This is a genomic window from Streptomyces sp. NBC_01092, from assembly GCF_045039535.1.
GTDB lineage: Bacteria > Actinomycetota > Actinomycetes > Streptomycetales > Streptomycetaceae > Streptomyces.
The window spans coordinates 2341038-2359022 of the sequence record NZ_CP108659.1; the positions used below are offsets into that span (position 1 = coordinate 2341038).

The following is a 17985-nucleotide window of genomic DNA, read 5'->3' on the forward strand; positions in this document are numbered from 1 at the left end:
CCGATCTTCACCCTTGCGCTCTCCCTCACGCCAGGGGAATACCCACCGCACATGATTGGAACCCAGGCGGAGGTAGGCTCGAAGCGTTCAACACCCGTCAGAGCTGGCCGGATTCCCGTTCGGCTCGGCGCAGGAAGCGGTAGGAGAGATGAGCGTGGAGCAGGCGGCCGGGGTCGATGGTGAGGCACTGGAGGTCTGGATCGATCAGGATCTCTGTACCGGCGACGGGATCTGTGCCCAGTATGCGCCTGAGGTGTTCGAGCTGGACATCGACGGCCTGGCCTACGTGAAGAGCTCGCAGGACGAGCTCCTGCAGGCCAAGGGGGCCACTACGCCAGTGCCGTTGCCGCTTCTCACGGATGTGGTGGACTCGGCGAAGGAGTGCCCGGGCGACTGCATCCATGTGCGTCGGGTTTCGGACAAGGTCGAAGTGTTCGGCCCGGACGCCGAGTGACCTTGCGTACACGGGGTGTTACGACTGTCTGATTTCTCACAACACTCGGTGGCGTGAGTCAGACGCTGTGCGCACCGGCGGGTGTCGAGCGGACGAACGTACCGTTCTGCCACTGCCATTTCGCGCTGTCCTTCACGTCGGGGCAGCAACGGGGTACGTCGGCCGACGAGTAGCCGAGCAGCTCGGCCTCAACCCCTCCGTCACGGACAGCGATGTCACTGACGGTGATGCTGTCCTTGGGATCGACGAGGGTCGCGACGAGGCGGGGTGTTGCGCTCGCCTTGGCGTGGGTGAGGACGTAGACGCCGTCGGGCGGGGTGCCCATCGGGGAGTCGCAGTGCACGACGGCCACGGTTTCCGGGCTGCCGTCGCCGTCGAGGTCTCCGGTGGCCTTCTTCACCACGACCGCTTCCACGGGGCCGCATTCGAGGGGGAACTCGATGCGGGCGGGGTCGGGTGGTGTGGTGGCCGCGGGGGCGTTCTTCGCCTCGGGGCCGGCCGTCGGGGCCGCTGTCGCCGGGTTGGGCTGGAGGACCGAGGAGAGCGCCACGACACCGGCGACCGCTGTGGCGGTGGCGAGCCAGTGGATGGGCCGGGTGTGGGTGTGTGCCAGTTCCGGGACGGCGGATTGCTGCACTAGGAGCGTCTCCTGTGAGGGCTGTGCCGGTGGGGGTGGGTGGCCAGCATCGTGCCACACGTCACAGGGTGGCGGAACGGCGGGGGTGTGGAGTTCCCGTGCCGGATGTCCGGCGGTCGGGGGTGCGGGTGGGGCGCTCGGCGCTCGGCGGGTTGCCGGTTGTCGGGTTTACGTCAACAGAAAGGCGCTGTGGTCGAGTTCCCGGGGTGACCTGGGAACTCGACCACAGCGCCGGTGCGTTGGGTGGAGTGCGGGGCCGGTTCAGCGGCCGGAGCCTCCGTCGGCGTTGGGGCCTTCGTAGTCCTCGCCGTAGGCGCCCTTGGCGGGGCGTCGGCGGCGCATGGGCGGCTCGACTCCGTCGGCGAGTCGGCGGGCGGTGAGCAGGAAGCCCGTGTGTCCGATCATCCGGTGGTCGGGGCGGACGGCGAGGCCCTCGATGTGCCAGTTGCGGATCATCGTCTCCCAGGCGGTCGGCTCGTTGAAGCAGCCGATCTCGCGGATGGACTCGACGGTCCGGGCGAGCTGGGTGGTGGTGGCGACGTAGCAGCAGACGATGCCGCCGGGGACGAGCGCCTTGGAGACGGCCTCCAGGCATTCCCAGGGGGCGAGCATGTCGAGGATGACGCGGTCGACGTCGGTGTCGCTCAGGTTGTCCTGGAGGTCGCCGACGGTGAGCTGCCAGGCGGGGTGCGGGCCGCCGAAGTAGCGCTCCACGTTCTGCCGGGCGATGTCGGCGAAGTCCTCGCGGCGCTCGTAGGAGTGCAGCATGCCCTGGTCGCCGATGGCCCGCAGCAGGAAGCTGCTGAGCGAGCCGGAGCCGACGCCGGCCTCGACGACGCGGGCGCCGGGGAAGATGTCGGCGAAGGCGAGGATCTGTCCCGCGTCCTTGGGATAGACGACGGCTGCCCCACGGGGCATGGACAGGACGTAATCGGGGAGCAGGGGGCGCAGCGCGAGGTAGGCGACGTTTCCGGTCGTTCGGACAACGCTGCCCTCGGGAGCACCGATCAGTTCGTCGTGCGGGAAGGAGCCCTTGTGGGTGTGGAAGTTCTTCCCGGCTTCGAGCGTGAACGTGTAGTGGCGGCCCTTGGGGTCGGTCAGCTGTACCTGGTCCCCGACCTTGAAGGGCCCGCGCCTGCGGGCGGCACCGGTCGGTTCGGACATGTGAACAGCCTACCGGGGTTTGTGGAGGCGGCTGACCACGAACAAGGCAGCACCGCTGGGGAGTGCGGTGCTCAGTTCGGGCGGGCCATCGCCTTCACGAAAGCCCGCTCCACGTCCGCCGCCGAGAGGACGCCGTAGATCTCGCCGGTCTCCTCGACGACCAGGTACTCGGTGGCGGGGGCGGCGCGCAGGGCGTCGAGGAGTTCCTCTCCGGAGAGTTCGGCGGAGACGCGCATGCCGTCGGTCAGATCCTGGGCGAGGCCGCTGACGGGGACCCAGGGGCGGCGGTGTTCGGGTACGCCGGCGATGGCGGCCTCGCGGACGAGGGAGACGGGGTTGCCGTCGGCGTCGACGACGACCAGGGCCCGGGCGCCGGAGGCGTTGGCGCGGCGCAGGGCCTCGGAGAGGGGGGTGTCGGTCTCGACGGGGACGGCACGACGGGTGAGGTTGCGGGCGCGCAGCTCGGGGAGGTGCTCGCGCAGGCGGGCCATGCGCAGGCTGTTGCCGGCGCCGGTCCAGATGATCGCCGCGAGGATGGCGGCGAGCAGGGCGTCCATGACGGTGTCCATGCCGACGTTGTCGACGGCGTCGGAGCCGAGGGCGCCGGACTGGGTGAGCCAGGGCAGGCCGACCAGGACGGAGACGGCGAGGGCGCGGCCGACCCAGGCGGCGGCGATGGTGCCCTTCATGGGTTTGCCGGTGATCTTCCAGACGACCGCGCGGAGCATGCGGCCGCCGTCCAGGGGCAGGCCGGGGAGCAGGTTGAAGGCGGCCACGATGAGGTTGGAGACCATCAGGCCGGCCAGCAGGACGCCGGGGACGGTGCCGGGTTCGACGAACTGCATGGCGCCGTAGAAGACGCCGGCGAGGACGAGGGAGAGCAGGGGGCCGACGAAGGCCAGCACGAACTCGCGGCCGGGAGTCTCGGCTTCCTTCTCGATCTCGGAGACGCCGCCGAAGAACTGGAGCTGGATGCGGCGCACGGGCAGCTTGAAGCGGAGGGCGGCGACCGTGTGGGCGAGTTCGTGGATGAGGACGGACGCGTAGAAGGCGACCGCGAAGAAGAGGGAGACGAGGTAGCGGGCGGCGCCGAGCTCGGGCAGTACGCGGTCGAGCTGCCCGCCGAACACCCAGGTGATCAGCGCGGCGACCAGAAACCAGCTGGGCGCGACGTACACGGGCACCCCGAACGGCCGCCCCATCAGCAGCCCGCCCCGGGGGTCCTTGGGGCGCTGGGGCGGACGGCCCTTGGCGGTGCCGGAGTGGGCGAGGGTGCGGTCGAGGTGGGGCGTGGTGGGGGCGTCGGGGTGCGGGCGCCGGGTCTGGTCGGGGGTGGGGGCCGCTTCTGTGGGGGGCTCGGAGGGCGCGGACGCCGGTGGTGTCACGGGGGCGGCGTCCTGCACGGGCTCGTCCGTGTCCGAGCGGCCGGCCGGGCCGACCCCGGCGTCCTTGCCGGATGCATCGCTCTCGTCGTCCGTGCCCCGTGCGTCCCGCGGGGCTTCGCCCTCTGTGCGGTTCTCGGGGGCGGGCGGGGCCGAGGAATCCTCGTGGGCGGCGTCGTCGCGGGTCGGATCGGGGCGTGTGGGGTCGGTGGCCGGGGCCGTCCGGTCCGGTCGGCGCTCGCTCGACTCGTCGGTGCCGGACCGCGGCTGCCCGCTCCCGCCGCTCTCGTCCACGGTGTCCCCTCGTTCGAAGCGTCTTCCGCGCCTGCCGGGCGAAAGGGTCTCGTGTCGATGGTATGCGGCCACCCTGACGCGTTCCGCCCCGGCACCCCCTGAGTTTCCCCTGACGTACCGGCCGTAACAGCCGGGGTGGGTCACTGTCAGTGGTGGGCCGTAAGGTCTGTGGTCATGGAGACGAGCACGGAGGGTGCCGCGGCGGACGGCGGCAGTGACACCGCGCCGGTGGCGGGGCCGGTGGCGGACGAGGTTCCGGCGGGGACGGACGGTACGGCGGCTGCGGCCGCGGCAGGTGACGGTGAGCCCACGGCCACCGAGCCCACGGCCACCGCGGCCACCGTCCGGCCGGTGATACCGCCGAGTTCGCTGTCCCCTTCCCGTGCCAGTGACTTCATGCAGTGCCCCTTGCTGTACCGGTTCCGGGTGATCGACCGGCTGCCCGAGAAGCCGAGTGCGGCGGCGACCAAGGGGACGCTCGTGCACGCGGTGCTGGAGCGGCTCTTCGACGCACCGGCCGCCGAGCGGACCGCTCCGCGCGCCAAGTCGCTGATCCCCGGGCAGTGGGACCGGCTGCGGGAGACCAAGCCGGAGGTCGTGGAGCTGTTCGCGGACGATCCCGAGGGCGAGCAGCTGGCGACCTGGCTGGGTGAGGCGGAGCAGCTCGTGGAGCGCTGGTTCGGGCTGGAGGATCCGACCCGCCTGGAGCCCGCCGAGCGCGAGCTGTTCGTCGAGGCCGAGCTGGACTCGGGCCTCAGACTGCGCGGGATCATCGACCGGGTCGACGTGGCACCCACGGGCGAGGTGCGCATCGTCGACTACAAGACGGGCAAGGCGCCCCGGCCCCAGTACGCCGAGGGCGCACTGTTCCAGATGAAGTTCTACGCCCTGGTGGTCTGGCGGCTGAAGGGGGTCGTCCCGCGCCGGCTTCAGCTGGTCTATCTCGGCAGCGGTGACGTGCTGACGTACGACCCCGTGCTCGCGGACCTGGAGCGGGTCGAGCGCAAGCTGCTCGCGTTGTGGGACGCGATCCGGCAGGCGACCGAGTCGGGTGACTGGCGACCCCGGCCGACGAAGCTGTGCGGCTGGTGCGATCACCAGGCGCACTGCCCGGAATTCGGCGGCACTCCTCCGCCGTATCCGCTGCCGGTGCGCGTGCCCGACCCGGGTTCGGCCGGGACTCCGGAGGGCGCCCCCGGGGCGCTGTAGTCGTTGCCGGTCAGGGCGGGCGAGTCCGGTGGCGGCGCGCAGGGCAGAATGGGGCCGGACTAGCGAAGGAGACTTACGTGGCCATCCGCGTCCTACTGGTCGACGACCAGCCCCTGCTGCGCACCGGCTTCCGGATGATCCTGGAGGCCGAGCAGGACATCGCGGTCGTGGGCGAGGCCGGAGACGGCCTGCAGGCCCTCGACCAGGTGCGGGCCCTGCAGCCCGACGTGGTCCTGATGGACATCCGCATGCCCCGGATGGACGGGGTGGAGGCGACGCGGCAGATCACCGGGCCCGGGCGGGACGGCCCGGCGAAGGTGCTCGTGCTGACGACCTTCGATCTCGACGAATACGTGGTCGAGGCGCTGAAGGCGGGCGCCAGCGGCTTCCTGCTGAAGGATGCCCCGGCCAATGAGCTGGTGCAGGCGATCCGTGTCGTCGCGGCCGGTGAGGCGATGCTCGCGCCGAGCATCACCCGGCGGCTGCTCGACAAGTACGCCACGCATCTGCCCTCCGGCGACGAGCCGGTGCCGGACACCCTGCACACGCTCACCGAGCGCGAGGTGGAGGTGCTCAAGCTGGTGGCGCGGGGTCTGTCCAACGCCGAGATCGCCGCCGACCTGTTCGTCAGCGAGACCACCGTGAAGACGCACGTGGGTCACGTCCTGACGAAGCTGGGTCTGCGTGACCGGGTGCAGGCCGCGGTGTACGCGTACGAGAGCGGTCTGGTGCGCCCCGGCGCGCAGTAGGAGTCCGGGTCATGACGAAGAGGGCGCCCCTTCCGAAGAAGGGGCGCCCTCGGCGCACGTGGGCGCGTACGGCCGTCCGTCAGCCCTTGCTGAGCTCCCAGAAGCGGAACACGGTGGAGGCGTCGAGGCAGTACTCCAGGCCGTAGACGTTGTCGCGGACGACCGCGTACTGCTTGGCCTGCCACACCGGGAGGACGGGCAGCTCCTTGGCGACGATGTCCTGGAGCTGGCCGAAGTCCTCGTCGGTCGCGGCGCGGTCGCTCTCGGCCGCGGTGCGCGGGATGAGCGTGCCGGTGATGGCGTTGTTGCTGTAGTTGTTGCCGAGCACGTTGCCCTTGCCGAAGAAGGGGGCCGTGAAGTTGTCGGCGTCCGGGTAGTCCGGGATCCAGCCCTTCACGTACACGCCGTACTTGCCGGCGGCGATGTCCTTCTCGTACTCGTCGAACGCGACGGACTGGACGTCGGCGTCGAACAGGCCGCTGTCGTTGAGCTGCTGCGCGATCGCCTTCAACTCGTCGTCGGTGGCGGGGCCGTAGCGCGACGGGGTGGACCAGAGGGTCAGCTTGACCTTGCCGTTGATGCCCTCGTCCTGGAGCGCCGCGGCGGCCTTGTCCTTGGACGGACGGGCGCCGTAGGTGTCGAAGAAGGCCGTGTTGTGGCCGCTGATACCGGCCGGGATGATCGAGTACAGCGGGGTGGCCGTGCCCTGGTAGACGTCCTTGATGAGGGCGTCACGGTCGATGAGGTAGGCGATGGCCTTGCGCACACCGAGCTTTCCGGTGACCGGGTCGTCCATGTTGAAGACCAGGTGCTGGACCTCGGCGCTGCCGCCCTCGACGACCTCGGCGCCGGAGTCGCCGCCGGACTTCTCGACGTCGGCGATGTCGCCCGCGGTGAGGCCGCGGTAGGCGATGTCGACCTCGTTGTCGAGCAGGGCCTTCTTCAGGGACTCCTGGTCGCCGTGGAAGAACTTCAGCGCGACGCCGGAGTTCTGCACGTCGGCGGTGCCCTTGTAGTTCTCGTTGACCGAGAAGACGGCCTCGTCGTCGTCGAACTTGTCCAGCTTGTACGGGCCGGAGCCGACGGCGGCGCCGTCCTTGCGCAGGCCGTCGGCGTCGTACTGGTCCTCGTCGACGATGGAGCCGGCACCCGAGGCGATCTTGCTCGGGAACGTGGCGTCGGAGGAGTTGAGCCGGAAGACAACCGTCTTGTCGTCCGGCGTCTCGACCTTGTCGAGGGTCGGGAACATGACCGCGGGACCGTCGGGGTCGTTGATCTTCACCAGGCGGTCGAAGGAGAACTTGACGTCCTTCGAGGTGAGGTCGTCACCGTTGCTGAACTTGAGGCCGTCCTTGAGGGTGCACTGGAAGACCGTGGCCCTCGTGTCGGAGAAGGCGCACTCCTCGGCGGCCTCGGGCTGCGGTTCCGTGGCGCCCTTGGGGAAGCTGAGCAGCGACTGGAAGACGTTGTTGAACAACAGCCAGGAGCCGGGGTCGTAGCCCGAGGCCGGGTCGGTGGCCAGGACGTCGTCCGCCATCCCCACGACCACCGAGGTACCGGACGCCCCGGAATCCCCCGTCTGGGTGCCGCAGCCGGTCAGCAGGCCGGAGGCCAGCCCTGCCACGACGGGCAGGACCGGCCACTGGTTGCGCATGTTCACGTACGAGTGCCTTGTCGTCGATTGTGAGGAACCCGTCCCGGGTCCCGGGCCAGGCCCGGCGTCCTGGTCGAGGGCGCCGGGCACGGAGAGACGTCAGCCGCTCACGCCACGGCCGAGCTCCCACAGCTGAAGGGTGGAGGAGGAGTTGAGCACGTACGCCGTGCCCGTGACGGCGTCGTTCGCCGCGACGTACTGCTTGCCCTGCCACAGCGGCAGCACCGGCACGTCGTTCGCCACGATGTCCTGAATCTCCGTCAGGCTGCCGGACGCGGACAGCCGGTCGGCGACGCGGCGGGAGTCCGGGATGAGGCTGGTGCGGATCGTGGGGTTGGCGTACGGCGAGCCGAGGAAGTTGTCCTTGTCGAGGAACGGCGCGAGGTAGTTGTCGGCGTCGGGGAAGTCCGGGAACCAGCCCATCCCGTAGACGTCGTACTCGCCCTTCTGCTCGGCGGGGCGGAAGGTCGCCCAGGGCGCGCCCTCGATGCCGACCTCGAACAGGCCGCTGTCGTCGAGCTGCTTCTTCAGCAGCTCGAACTCCTTCTTCGTGGCCGAGCCGTAGTGGTCGGTGGTGTAGTGCAGGGTCAGCTTCACCGGGGTGGTGATGCCGGCCTTCTCCATCACCGACTTGGCCTTGTCGACGTCCGGGTCGCCGTACTTGTTGAAGAACGCGTTGGAGTGGCCGGTGATGCTGGCCGGGACCAGGGAGTACAGCGGCTCGGCCTGGGAGCCGTAGACCTTGGAGACGAGCTCGCCGCGGTTGATGACCTGGGCCATCGCCTGGCGGACGGCCTTGCTCTTCACGGTCGGGGCGTTGGTGTTGAAGGCGAGGTAGCGGATTTCCAGGCCGGACATGTCGACGAGGTCGACCTTGTCGTCGGAGTCCGCGGACAGCTTCTGGATCTGCTCGGGCGACATGGTGCGGGTCATCAGGTCGATGTCGCCCTTGTCGAGGGCGGTGCCCATCTCGTCGGCGTCCGCGAAGGTGCGCAGTTCGGCCTTGTCGTTGTTCACCTTCAGGCTCCCCTGGTAATTGGGGTTCTTGGTGAACACGGCCGAGACCAGCTTGTCGTTGTCGACCTCGGCCTTGAGGGTGTACGGGCCGGAGCCGTCGACCTCGAAGCCGTCGCGCAGCTTGTCCTTGCCGTAGATGTCGGGGTCGACGATGCCGGCGACCGGGGTCGACAGCTTGAACGGGAAGGTGGCGTCGGCGGTCTTGAGGTGGAAGATGACCTCGCTGTCGCCCTGCGTCTCGACGGTGTCGATGGTGGACAGCAGGGCGAAGACGCCGCTTTCGGCCTTGAGCGCGAGGGCGCGGTCGATGGAGTACTTGACGTCCTCGGCGGTGACGCGGTCGCCGTTCGCGAACTTCAGGTCCTTGCGCAGGGTGCAGGCGTAGCGCTCGTTGCCGCTGTCGGTGAAACCGCAGCTCTGGGCGGCCTCGGGGACCGGGGCGCCCTCGCCGCGCGGCTGGATCATCAGGGTCTGCACGGTCTGGCGCAGGATGTTCCAGGTGCCGACGTCGTAGGCGTAGGCCGGGTCGAGGGGGGCGGGAGCGTCCTTCGAGGCAGTGAACGCGTCGGTGGTGCCGACGACGATCGCATCGCCGCTGCCACTGCCGCTGTCGGTTCCACCACAGGCGGCGAGAACCGGCGCGAGCAGGCCGATGACGGCCGGCAGCACCAAAGTCTTGCGGTTCATGCTCGGGTTTCTCCAGCTGTCGACTCCGTGTACCCGGCATGCAGGGGTGTCGCGGCGGGTCACGGGTAAGTGCGATGTTCTCGCGATGAGATTAGTCCGCGTCCGCAGGACGGTTCGAAGCGACCGGAGTTGAGGATCCATCACGCAGCGGAACCGGGCGCGGACACAACGAAAACCTGACGAGGGAAGGATTCGTGCACCGTCCCATCAATCGGGACACAAAGGTGCGTCCGGCGCCCCCGATCGAGGGGCGACAGCACACCGTGGGGCACCTGTCGACCCCCGGTTAAGTGGCGAACGTCACAAACTGAACGGTCTCGGGCGGTACCGGAATTCAGCCATCCGACACCTTCGAATTTCCCTGCGGAATTCTCGCGTTGTCGATGTTGCACGCTGGGTGAACGACGGGCGCATTTGCGTTGTCAGGCGGCCATGAGCCCGCGCAGAAATGCCAGATCGACCTCTTCGAGGGAGGTCACCACGGTGCGCCGGGTGGCCGGCGCGATGGGGACGATCGACGGTACGGCCACCACATGGCAGCCCGCGGCCTCCGCGGCGGCGACGCCGGTCGCCGTGTCCTCGACCACCGCGCACCTGGTCGGGTCGGCGCCGAGGCCGGCCGCGGCGAGCAGGTACGGGTCGGGGTGCGGCTTGGTGCGCTCCACCTCGTCACCGGCGACGGTCAGTGCGAAGTACTGGGGGCCCAGCGAGGTGAGCACGCGGTCGATGATGCGCCGGTGCGAGGCGGAGACCAGGGCCGTGGGGATCTCGTGCGCGGCCAGCTCGGCCAGCAGCCGGGCCGCTCCCGGCATCAGCGGCAGGGCGCGGTCGATACGGTCCTCGAAGCCCTGGTTGAGCAGCACCGTGAGCTCGGCGAGCGCGATGTCGGCGCCGGTGGCCTCGATCAGGAAGCCGGCGCTACGGGTCATGGGGCCGCCGACCACGACATGGCGCCAGGAGTCGTCGAGGGTGTGACCGAGGCCGGCGAAAATCTCGACCTCGACGTCCCACCAAAAGCCCTCCGTGTCCACCAGGGTGCCGTCCATGTCGAGGAGAACGGCCTGAAGGGCCGACCCATCGGCCGTGCGGGTTACTGGCGCGGGGACCGTGCTGGTCATCCTGGCGCACCTCCTTGAGGGGGCGACAGGCCGGCTCCCACTAAGGGAACCGGCCTGCGGTGGACCGTCCAGTGTACGACCTGCGACAGGGAAGCGCCTGGTTTATCCGCTGTGCCTCGGGGCACACCCGTAACACGCCGGGGGTGGCGTCAGCGTGCCCCTGACCTGCTGTCCGTCACCGTGCGTTGAAGTACTTCGCCTCCGGATGGTGGATGACGATCGCGTCCGTGGACTGCTCGGGGTGCAGCTGGAACTCCTCGGACAGGTGGACGCCGATGCGCTCGGGCTGGAGCAGGTCGGCGATCTTCGACCGGTCCTCCAGGTTCGGGCAGGCGCCGTAGCCCAGCGAGAAGCGGGCGCCCCGGTACTTCAGCGCGAACATGTCCTCGATGTCGGCGGGGTCGTCACCGGCGAAGCCCAGCTCGGAACGCACGCGCGCGTGCCAGTACTCGGCGAGCGCCTCGGCCAACTGCACGGACAGACCGTGCAGTTCGAGGTAGTCGCGGTAGGCGTTCGCCTCGAACATCCGGGCCGTCTCCTCACCGATCCGCGAGCCGACGGTGACGACCTGGAGGCCCACGACGTCCGTCTCGCCGGACTCCTGCGGGCGGAAGAAGTCCGCGAGGCACAGCCGGCGGCCGCGGCGCTGGCGCGGGAAGGTGAAGCGGGTGCTTTCGTTGCCGTGCTCGTCCAGCAGGATCAGGTCGTCGTCCTTGGACACGCACGGGAAGTAGCCGTAGACGACGGCCGCTTCGAGCAGGTTGTCCGTCTGGAGCTTGTCGAGCAGTCCGCGCAGCCGCGGGCGGCCCTCGGTCTCGACGAGTTCCTGGTACGACGGCCCGTCTCCGGTGCGGGTCTCCTTGAGGCCCCACTGGCCCTTGAAGAGGGCGCCCTCGTCGAGCCAGGAGGCGTACTCCTTGAGCTGGATGCCCTTGATGACGCGGGTGCCCCAGAACGGCGGCTCGGGGACCGGGTTGTCGGTGGCGACGTCGGAGCGGACGTGGCCTTCCTCGGGCCGCTCGTCCAGTACGGCGGCGGTGGCGGCGCTCCTGACGCGGCGCTGCTTGAGCTCGGGCAGCTTCGCGCCGGGCACCCCGCGCTTGACGCCGATGAGGGCGTCCATCAGACGCAGGCCCTCGAACGCGTCGCGGGCGTAGCGGACTTCGCCCTGGTAGATCTCGTGCAGGTCCTGCTCGACGTACGCGCGGGTGAGGGCGGCACCGCCGAGGATGACGGGGTAATTCGCCGACAGGCCGCGCTGGTTGAGCTCCTCCAGGTTCTCCTTCATGATCACCGTGGACTTGACCAGGAGGCCGGACATGCCGATGACGTCGGCGCGGTGTTCCTCGGCCGCCTCCAGGATCGCGGAGACGGGCTGCTTGATGCCCAGGTTGACGACGTTGTAGCCGTTGTTGGACAGGATGATGTCCACGAGGTTCTTGCCGATGTCGTGGACGTCGCCGCGCACGGTGGCCAGCACGATGGTGCCCTTGCCCTCGGCGTCCGACTTCTCCATGTGCGGTTCGAGGTAGGCGACCGCGGTCTTCATGACCTCGGCGGACTGGAGCACGAACGGCAGCTGCATCTGGCCGGAGCCGAACAGCTCGCCGACGACCTTCATGCCGTCCAGGAGGGTCTCGTTGACGATGTCGAGGGCGGGGCGGTCCTGGAGGGCCGCGTCGAGGTCGGCCTCCAGGCCGTTCTTCTCGCCGTCGATGATGCGGCGCTTGAGGCGCTCGTCCAGCGGCAGGGCGGCGAGTTCCTCGGCCTTGCCGGCCTTGAGGGACTTGGCGGTGGCCCCCTCGAACAGGGCCATGAGCTTCTGCAGCGGGTCGTAACCCTCGGCGCGACGGTCGTAGACGAGGTCGAGGGCGGTCTGGACCTCTTCCTCGGTGAAGCGGGCGATCGGGAGGATCTTCGACGCGTGGACGATCGCCGAATCCAGACCCGCCTTGACGCATTCGTCGAGGAAGACGGAGTTGAGCAGGATGCGGGCGGCCGGGTTGAGGCCGAAGGAGATGTTGGACAGACCGAGGGTGGTCTGGACGTCCGGGTGGCGGCGCTTGAGCTCGCGGATCGCCTCGATGGTGGCGATGCCGTCGCCCCTGGACTCTTCCTGACCGGTGCAGATGGTGAAGGTCAGGGTGTCGATGAGGATGTCCGACTCGTGGATGCCCCAGTTCGTCGTCAGGTCCTCGATGAGCCGCTCGGCGATGGCGACCTTGTGCTCCGGGGTGCGGGCCTGGCCCTCCTCGTCGATGGTGAGGGCGATCAGGGCGGCGCCGTGCTCCTGGGCGAGCTTGGTGACCTTCGCGAAGCGGGACTCGGGGCCGTCGCCGTCCTCGTAGTTGACGGAGTTGATGACCGCGCGGCCGCCGAGCTTCTCCAGGCCGGCCTGGATGACGGGGACCTCGGTGGAGTCCAGCACGATCGGCAGCGTGGAGGCGGTGGCGAAGCGGCCGGCCAGCTCCTCCATGTCGGCGACGCCGTCGCGGCCGACGTAGTCCACGCACAGGTCGAGCATGTGCGCGCCCTCGCGGATCTGCTCGCGCGCCATCTCCACGCAGTCGTCCCAGCGGGCGCCCAGCATGGCCTCGCGGAACTTCTTCGAGCCGTTGGCGTTGGTGCGCTCGCCGATGGCCAGGTAGGAGGTGTCCTGGCGGAACGGGACCGTCTGGTAGAGGGAGGCGGCGCCGGGCTCTGGGCGCGGGCTGCGCTCGGACGGGGTGAGGTCACGGACGCGGTCGACGACCTGGCGCAGATGCTCGGGGGTGGTGCCGCAGCAGCCGCCGATCAGGGAGAGGCCGTAGTCGAGTACGAAGTTCTCCTGGGCGTCGGCCAGGCCCTCGGGGCCGAGGGGGAAGTGCGCGCCGTCCTTGGTGAGGATGGGCAGACCGGCGTTCGGCATGCACAGCAGCGGGATGCGGGAGTGCCGGGTGAGATAGCGCAGGTGCTCGCTCATCTCGGCCGGACCCGTGGAACAGTTCAGGCCGATCATGTCGATGCCGAGCGGTTCCAGCGCGGTGAGGGCGGCGCCGATCTCGGAGCCGAGCAGCATCGTGCCGGTCGTCTCGAACGCCATCGAGACCAGCAGGGGCACGTCGGTGCCGGTGGCCTCCATGGCGCGGCGGGCGCCGAGGACGGAGGCCTTGGTCTGGAGGAGGTCCTGGGTGGTCTCGACGATCAGGGCGTCGGAGCCGCCGGCGAGCAGGCCCTCGGCGTTGGCCTGGTAGCCGTCGCGAATGGTGGTGTAGCCGACGTGGCCGAGGGTGGGCAGCTTGGTGCCGGGGCCGACGGAGCCGAGGACCCAGCGGGGGCGGCCGTCGCGGGCGGCGTACTCGTCGGCCACCTCGCGGGCGATGCGGGCGCCGGACTCGGACAGTTCGTGCACACGGTCGGCGATCTCGTACTCGGCCGCGGCGGTGTGGTTGGACCCGAAGGTGTTGGTCTCGACGCAGTCGACGCCCACCGCGAAGTACGCGTCGTGCACGGAGCGGACGATGTCGGGGCGGGTCAGGTTCAGGATCTCGTTACAGCCCTCAAGATTCTCGAAGTCCTCGAGGGTGGGGTCCTGGGCCTGCAACATGGTGCCCATCGCTCCGTCGGCGACCACCACACGGGTGGCGAGTGCCTCACGGAGCGCGGACACACGGGTCCGGCTGTCGGCGGAAGGGGTCGGTGGCAACGAGGCCATGAAAGGGCTCCCTGGAGTGCGACGGCTGTCGGCTTTGCACCCCTCACGGAACGGTCCGTGGCGGGCGCACGCCGCCAGCGTAACCGGGACCGCGCGGAAGTGGTCAGGCAGTCCACGACGCGGGACGAGGATGACGCCAGGGTCGATCTCCGGCCACAGGTGCGGCAACACAAGTGAACGGATGCTGACCGACCATTAGCGGGAGGTCGGCATCGACCGGTAGTGTTCGACATTGCCGAACGGCGGCAGCGACGTCGCAGGGTCGACGGTCGTAAGGGGACGGAGGCAGCACGGCGATGGCACGGAACATCCAGTCGCTCGAACGGGCGGCCGCGATGCTGAGGCTTCTCGCGGGCGGCGAGCGACGCCTCGGCCTGTCGGACATCGCCTCCTCGCTGGGCCTCGCCAAGGGCACCGCCCACGGCATCCTGCGCACCCTCCAGCAGGAGGGCTTCGTCGAGCAGGACGACGCCTCCGGGCGCTATCAGCTGGGCGCCGAGCTGCTGCGCCTGGGCACGACCTATCTGGACGTGCACGAGCTGCGGGCGCGCGCCCTGGTCTGGACGGACGACCTGGCCCGCTCCAGCGGGGAGAGCGTCTATCTGGGCGTTCTGCACCAGCAGGGCGTCCTGATCGTCCACCACGTCTTCCGCCCCGACGACAGCCGGCAGGTGCTGGAGATCGGCGCCATGCAGCCGCTGCACTCCACGGCGCTGGGCAAGGTCCTGTCGGCGTACGACCCGGTCGCGCACAGCGAGGCGATCGAGGCCGACCGCAAGGCGTTCACCGACCGCACGACGTGCGAGCTGGACGGCTTCGAGCACATCCTCGACATGACACGCGCGCGTGGGTACGCCGCCGACGTCGAGGAGACCTGGGAGGGCGTCGCCTCCGTCGCCGCCCCCATCCACGACCGGCGCCGCATGCCGGTCGGCGCTGTCGGCATCACCGGCGCCGTGGAACGGCTGTGCCGGGACGGGGAGCTGCAGCCCGAGCTGATCGCGGCTGTGCGGGACTGCGCCCGCGCGGTGTCGCGGGATCTGGGCGCCGGGCGTTTCTGAGCGCCGGAGCGCCGCGTGGGACGAGTAGGTACCGACCGGAACGTCACAGGACGTTCCGGTCATCGGCATATCCATACATAGCCGACTGAATCGCCCGCCCGGAACACACCGTGTTCTCTACGCGGCAGTAGGTGTCCGGCTCGACGGTGTCGATAAATCAACACGCCCGATAACGATCGAGCATTCGATAACAGGACCCTTGACGCGCGCCTTACACCGGGGCAAGCTCCCGTCCATCGGTCGGCATTGTCGAACACCTACCGGCAATACGCGCTAGAGTGTGACAGTGCCAAGGGCCGGCAATCGCTCTCACCCCCGAGGGCAACGCGAACCACCGGAAGGGACCCGGGGTTCGGGCTTTCCCTGGACGAAGGACAAAGGAGTCGCGGGTGTCCAGCTCCGACATCTTCATCGGCGAGACCATCGGTACCGCCATACTCATCCTGCTCGGCGGAGGCGTCTGCGCCGCCGTCACGCTGAAGGCCTCCAAGGCCCGCAACGCCGGCTGGCTCGCCATCACCTTCGGGTGGGGCTTCGCAGTGCTCACGGCGGTCTACACCTCGGCGCCGCTGTCCGGCGCCCATCTGAACCCGGCCGTGACCGTCGCGCTCGCGATCAAGGACAACGACTGGAGCAACGTTCCGACGTACTTCGCCGGACAGTTCCTGGGCGCCATGATCGGTGCGGCCCTGGTCTGGGTCGCCTACTACGGCCAGTTCCACGCCCACCTCACCGACAAGGAGATCGTCGGCGGTCCGGGCGCGCAGGCCACGGCGGCCAAGGCCGTCGAGGCCCAGGAGAAGGGCGCAGGACCGGTCCTGGGCATCTTCTCCACCGGCCCCGAGATCCGGAACGTGGCGCAGAACCTCGCCACGGAGATCATCGGCACGGTCGTGCTGGTGCTCGCGGTCCTCACGCAGGGCCTGAACGACAGCGGCAAGGGCCTGGGCACCCTGGGGGCCCTCATCACCGCACTCGTCGTCGTCTCGATCGGTCTGTCCCTCGGCGGCCCGACCGGCTACGCGATCAACCCGGCCCGAGACCTCGGTCCGCGCATCGTGCACGCCCTTCTGCCGCTGCCCAACAAGGGTGGCTCCGACTGGGGCTACGCCTGGATCCCGGTGGTCGGTCCGCTCATCGGCGGCGCCATCGCGGCAGGCATCTACAACGTCGCGTTCGCATAGCGAGAGTGAGCTTCACCCATCCGGGTGAGGTGCACCGAAACTCTCAGCACGCGCCGTACGTAAAGCCCCATAACCACGGAACTTCCAGGAGCACACAGTGACCGACGCCCACACCGCCGGGCCCTTCATCGCCGCGATCGACCAGGGCACCACCTCCAGCCGCTGCATCGTCTTCGACCGGGACGGCCGTATCGTCTCCGTCGACCAGAAGGAGCACGAGCAGATCTTCCCGAAGCCGGGCTGGGTCGAGCACAACGCCGTCGAGATCTGGACCAACGTCCAGGAGGTCGTCGCCGGAGCCATCGCCAAGGCCGGCATCACCCGCGACGACATCAAGGCCATCGGCATCACCAACCAGCGCGAGACCACCGTGCTGTGGGACAAGAACACCGGTGAGCCCGTCCACAACGCCATCGTCTGGCAGGACACCCGCACCGACGCGCTCTGCAAGGAGCTCGGCCGCAATGTCGGGCAGGACCGCTTCCGCCGCGAGACCGGTCTCCCCCTCGCCTCCTACTTCGCCGGTCCCAAGGCCCGCTGGCTGCTGGACAACGTCGAGGGCCTCAAGGAGCGCGCCGAGGCCGGCGACATCCTCTTCGGCACCATGGACACCTGGGTCATCTGGAACCTGACCGGTGGTGTCAACGGCGGCAAGCACGTCACCGACGTCACCAACGCCTCCCGCACCATGCTGATGAACCTCCACACCATGGAGTGGGACGACAAGATCGCCGAGTCGATCGGCGTGCCGCTGCAGATCCTGCCCGAGATCCGGTCCTCCGCCGAGGTCTACGGCGAGGTCACCGGCGGCAAGCTGGGCGACCTGCTCGGCGGCATCCCGGTCGCCTCCGCGCTCGGCGACCAGCAGGCGGCCCTGTTCGGCCAGACCTGCTTCTCCGAGGGCGAGGTCAAGTCCACCTACGGCACCGGCACCTTCATGGTGATGAACACCGGTGACAAGATCATCAACTCCTACGCCGGTCTGCTGACCACGGTCGGCTACAAGATCGGCGAGCAGCCGACGGTGTACGCCCTGGAGGGCTCGATCGCCGTCACCGGTTCGCTGGTGCAGTGGATGCGCGACCAGATGGGCCTGATCTCCACCGCCGCCGAGATCGAGACGCTCGCGCTCTCGGTCGAGGACAACGGCGGCGCCTACTTCGTACCGGCCTTCTCCGGCCTGTTCGCCCCGCACTGGCGCTCCGACGCCCGCGGTGTGATCGCCGGCCTGACCCGGTACGTCACCAAGGCGCACCTCGCGCGTGCCGTCCTGGAGGCGACCGCGTGGCAGACGCGGGAGATCGCCGACGCCATGGTCAAGGACTCCGGCGACGAGCTGGTGGCCCTGAAGGTCGACGGCGGCATGACCTCCAACAACCTGCTGATGCAGACCCTCTCGGACGTCCTGGACGCACCCGTGGTGCGCCCGATGGTCGCCGAGACCACCTGCCTCGGCGCCGCCTACGCCGCCGGTCTCGCCGTCGGCTTCTGGTCCAGCACCGACGAACTGCGCGCCAACTGGCGCCGGGCCGCCGAGTGGACCCCCCACATGGACGCGGACACCCGCGACCGTGAGTACAAGAACTGGCTCAAGGCCGTCGAGCGGACCATGGGCTGGATCGAGGACGACGAGAGCTGACGAGAGCCCTCGAAAGCTCTGAAGCTCTGATGAGGAGTAAGA

Annotated in this window: 13 protein-coding genes; 6 read left to right on the forward strand and 7 right to left on the reverse strand. The window is 69.3% G+C overall.

Annotation, left to right across the window (positions count from 1 at the left end; translation table 11 throughout):
- Positions 1-148 precede the first annotated feature (148 nt).
- A complete protein-coding gene (locus OG254_RS10285) occupies positions 149-454 on the forward strand; it encodes a ferredoxin (RefSeq protein ID WP_147997025.1) in 306 nt (101 codons plus the stop codon).
- 58 nt (positions 455-512) lie between these two features.
- On the opposite strand, the gene OG254_RS10290 is transcribed toward OG254_RS10285, so the two are convergent.
- The 3 genes from OG254_RS10290 to OG254_RS10300 form a co-directional block, all read right to left on the reverse strand.
- Positions 513-1091, reverse strand: coding sequence for a hypothetical protein (locus OG254_RS10290; RefSeq protein ID WP_405579747.1), 579 nt, complete (start codon positions 1089-1091; stop codon positions 513-515).
- 261 nt (positions 1092-1352) lie between these two features.
- Positions 1353-2255: a tRNA (adenine-N1)-methyltransferase gene (locus OG254_RS10295; protein ID WP_093909072.1), complete on the reverse strand. Its 903-nt coding sequence runs from the start codon at positions 2253-2255 to the stop codon at positions 1353-1355.
- A 71-nt stretch (positions 2256-2326) separates the two neighbouring features.
- The gene (locus OG254_RS10300; RefSeq protein ID WP_405579751.1) at positions 2327-3931 is read right to left on the reverse strand and encodes a site-2 protease family protein; all 1605 of its coding nucleotides are present in this window, start codon (positions 3929-3931) and stop codon (positions 2327-2329) included.
- A gap of 174 nt (positions 3932-4105) precedes the next feature.
- On the opposite strand from OG254_RS10300, the gene OG254_RS10305 reads away from it, so the two are divergent.
- Both OG254_RS10305 and OG254_RS10310 read left to right on the forward strand, forming a co-directional pair.
- A complete protein-coding gene (locus tag OG254_RS10305) occupies positions 4106-5140 on the forward strand; it encodes a RecB family exonuclease (protein WP_405579754.1) in 1035 nt (344 codons plus the stop codon).
- A 77-nt stretch (positions 5141-5217) separates the two neighbouring features.
- Entirely contained in the window at positions 5218-5889 is a 672-nt protein-coding gene (locus OG254_RS10310) for a response regulator transcription factor (protein ID WP_030946450.1), read from the forward strand.
- A gap of 79 nt (positions 5890-5968) precedes the next feature.
- Here OG254_RS10310 and OG254_RS10315 read toward each other — a convergent pair whose 3' ends face one another.
- From OG254_RS10315 to metH, 4 genes are all read right to left on the reverse strand, one after another.
- Entirely contained in the window at positions 5969-7549 is a 1581-nt protein-coding gene (locus OG254_RS10315) for an ABC transporter substrate-binding protein (protein ID WP_405579757.1), read from the reverse strand.
- A 93-nt stretch (positions 7550-7642) separates the two neighbouring features.
- On the reverse strand, positions 7643-9247 hold the full coding sequence (locus OG254_RS10320) for an ABC transporter substrate-binding protein (RefSeq protein ID WP_405579760.1): 1605 nt from the start codon (positions 9245-9247) through the stop codon (positions 7643-7645).
- Between the two features lie 422 nt (positions 9248-9669).
- The gene (locus OG254_RS10325; RefSeq protein WP_405579762.1) at positions 9670-10365 is read right to left on the reverse strand and encodes an HAD family hydrolase; all 696 of its coding nucleotides are present in this window, start codon (positions 10363-10365) and stop codon (positions 9670-9672) included.
- Between the two features lie 175 nt (positions 10366-10540).
- Positions 10541-14059: a methionine synthase gene (gene metH / locus OG254_RS10330; RefSeq protein WP_405579765.1), complete on the reverse strand. Its 3519-nt coding sequence runs from the start codon at positions 14057-14059 to the stop codon at positions 10541-10543.
- Between the two features lie 296 nt (positions 14060-14355).
- Between metH and OG254_RS10335 the strand changes: the two genes are divergently transcribed.
- From OG254_RS10335 to glpK, 3 genes are all read left to right on the forward strand, one after another.
- The gene (locus OG254_RS10335) at positions 14356-15120 is read left to right on the forward strand and encodes an IclR family transcriptional regulator (RefSeq protein WP_351198384.1); all 765 of its coding nucleotides are present in this window, start codon (positions 14356-14358) and stop codon (positions 15118-15120) included.
- Positions 15121-15509: 389 nt separating this feature from the next.
- Complete coding sequence (locus tag OG254_RS10340; RefSeq protein ID WP_147997016.1) at positions 15510-16304, forward strand: MIP/aquaporin family protein; 795 nt, start codon at positions 15510-15512, stop codon at positions 16302-16304.
- Between the two features lie 97 nt (positions 16305-16401).
- Positions 16402-17943, forward strand: coding sequence for a glycerol kinase GlpK (gene glpK / locus OG254_RS10345; RefSeq protein ID WP_405579769.1), 1542 nt, complete (start codon positions 16402-16404; stop codon positions 17941-17943).
- The last annotated feature ends 42 nt before the right edge of the window (positions 17944-17985 follow it).

Excerpts from the sequence above, each read along its gene's own strand:
- OG254_RS10325 (WP_405579762.1), bottom strand. The coding sequence starts at position 10,365 with ATGACCAGCACGGTCCCCGCGCCAGTAACCCGCACGGCCGATGGGTCG.
- OG254_RS10295 (WP_093909072.1), bottom strand. The coding sequence starts at position 2,255 with ATGTCCGAACCGACCGGTGCCGCCCGCAGGCGCGGGCCCTTCAAGGTC.
- OG254_RS10335 (WP_351198384.1), top strand. The coding sequence starts at position 14,356 with ATGGCACGGAACATCCAGTCGCTCGAACGGGCGGCCGCGATGCTGAGG.
- OG254_RS10305 (WP_405579754.1), top strand. The coding sequence starts at position 4,106 with ATGGAGACGAGCACGGAGGGTGCCGCGGCGGACGGCGGCAGTGACACC.
- metH (WP_405579765.1), bottom strand. The coding sequence starts at position 14,059 with ATGGCCTCGTTGCCACCGACCCCTTCCGCCGACAGCCGGACCCGTGTG.
- OG254_RS10320 (WP_405579760.1), bottom strand. The coding sequence starts at position 9,247 with ATGAACCGCAAGACTTTGGTGCTGCCGGCCGTCATCGGCCTGCTCGCG.
- OG254_RS10285 (WP_147997025.1), top strand. The coding sequence starts at position 149 with ATGAGCGTGGAGCAGGCGGCCGGGGTCGATGGTGAGGCACTGGAGGTC.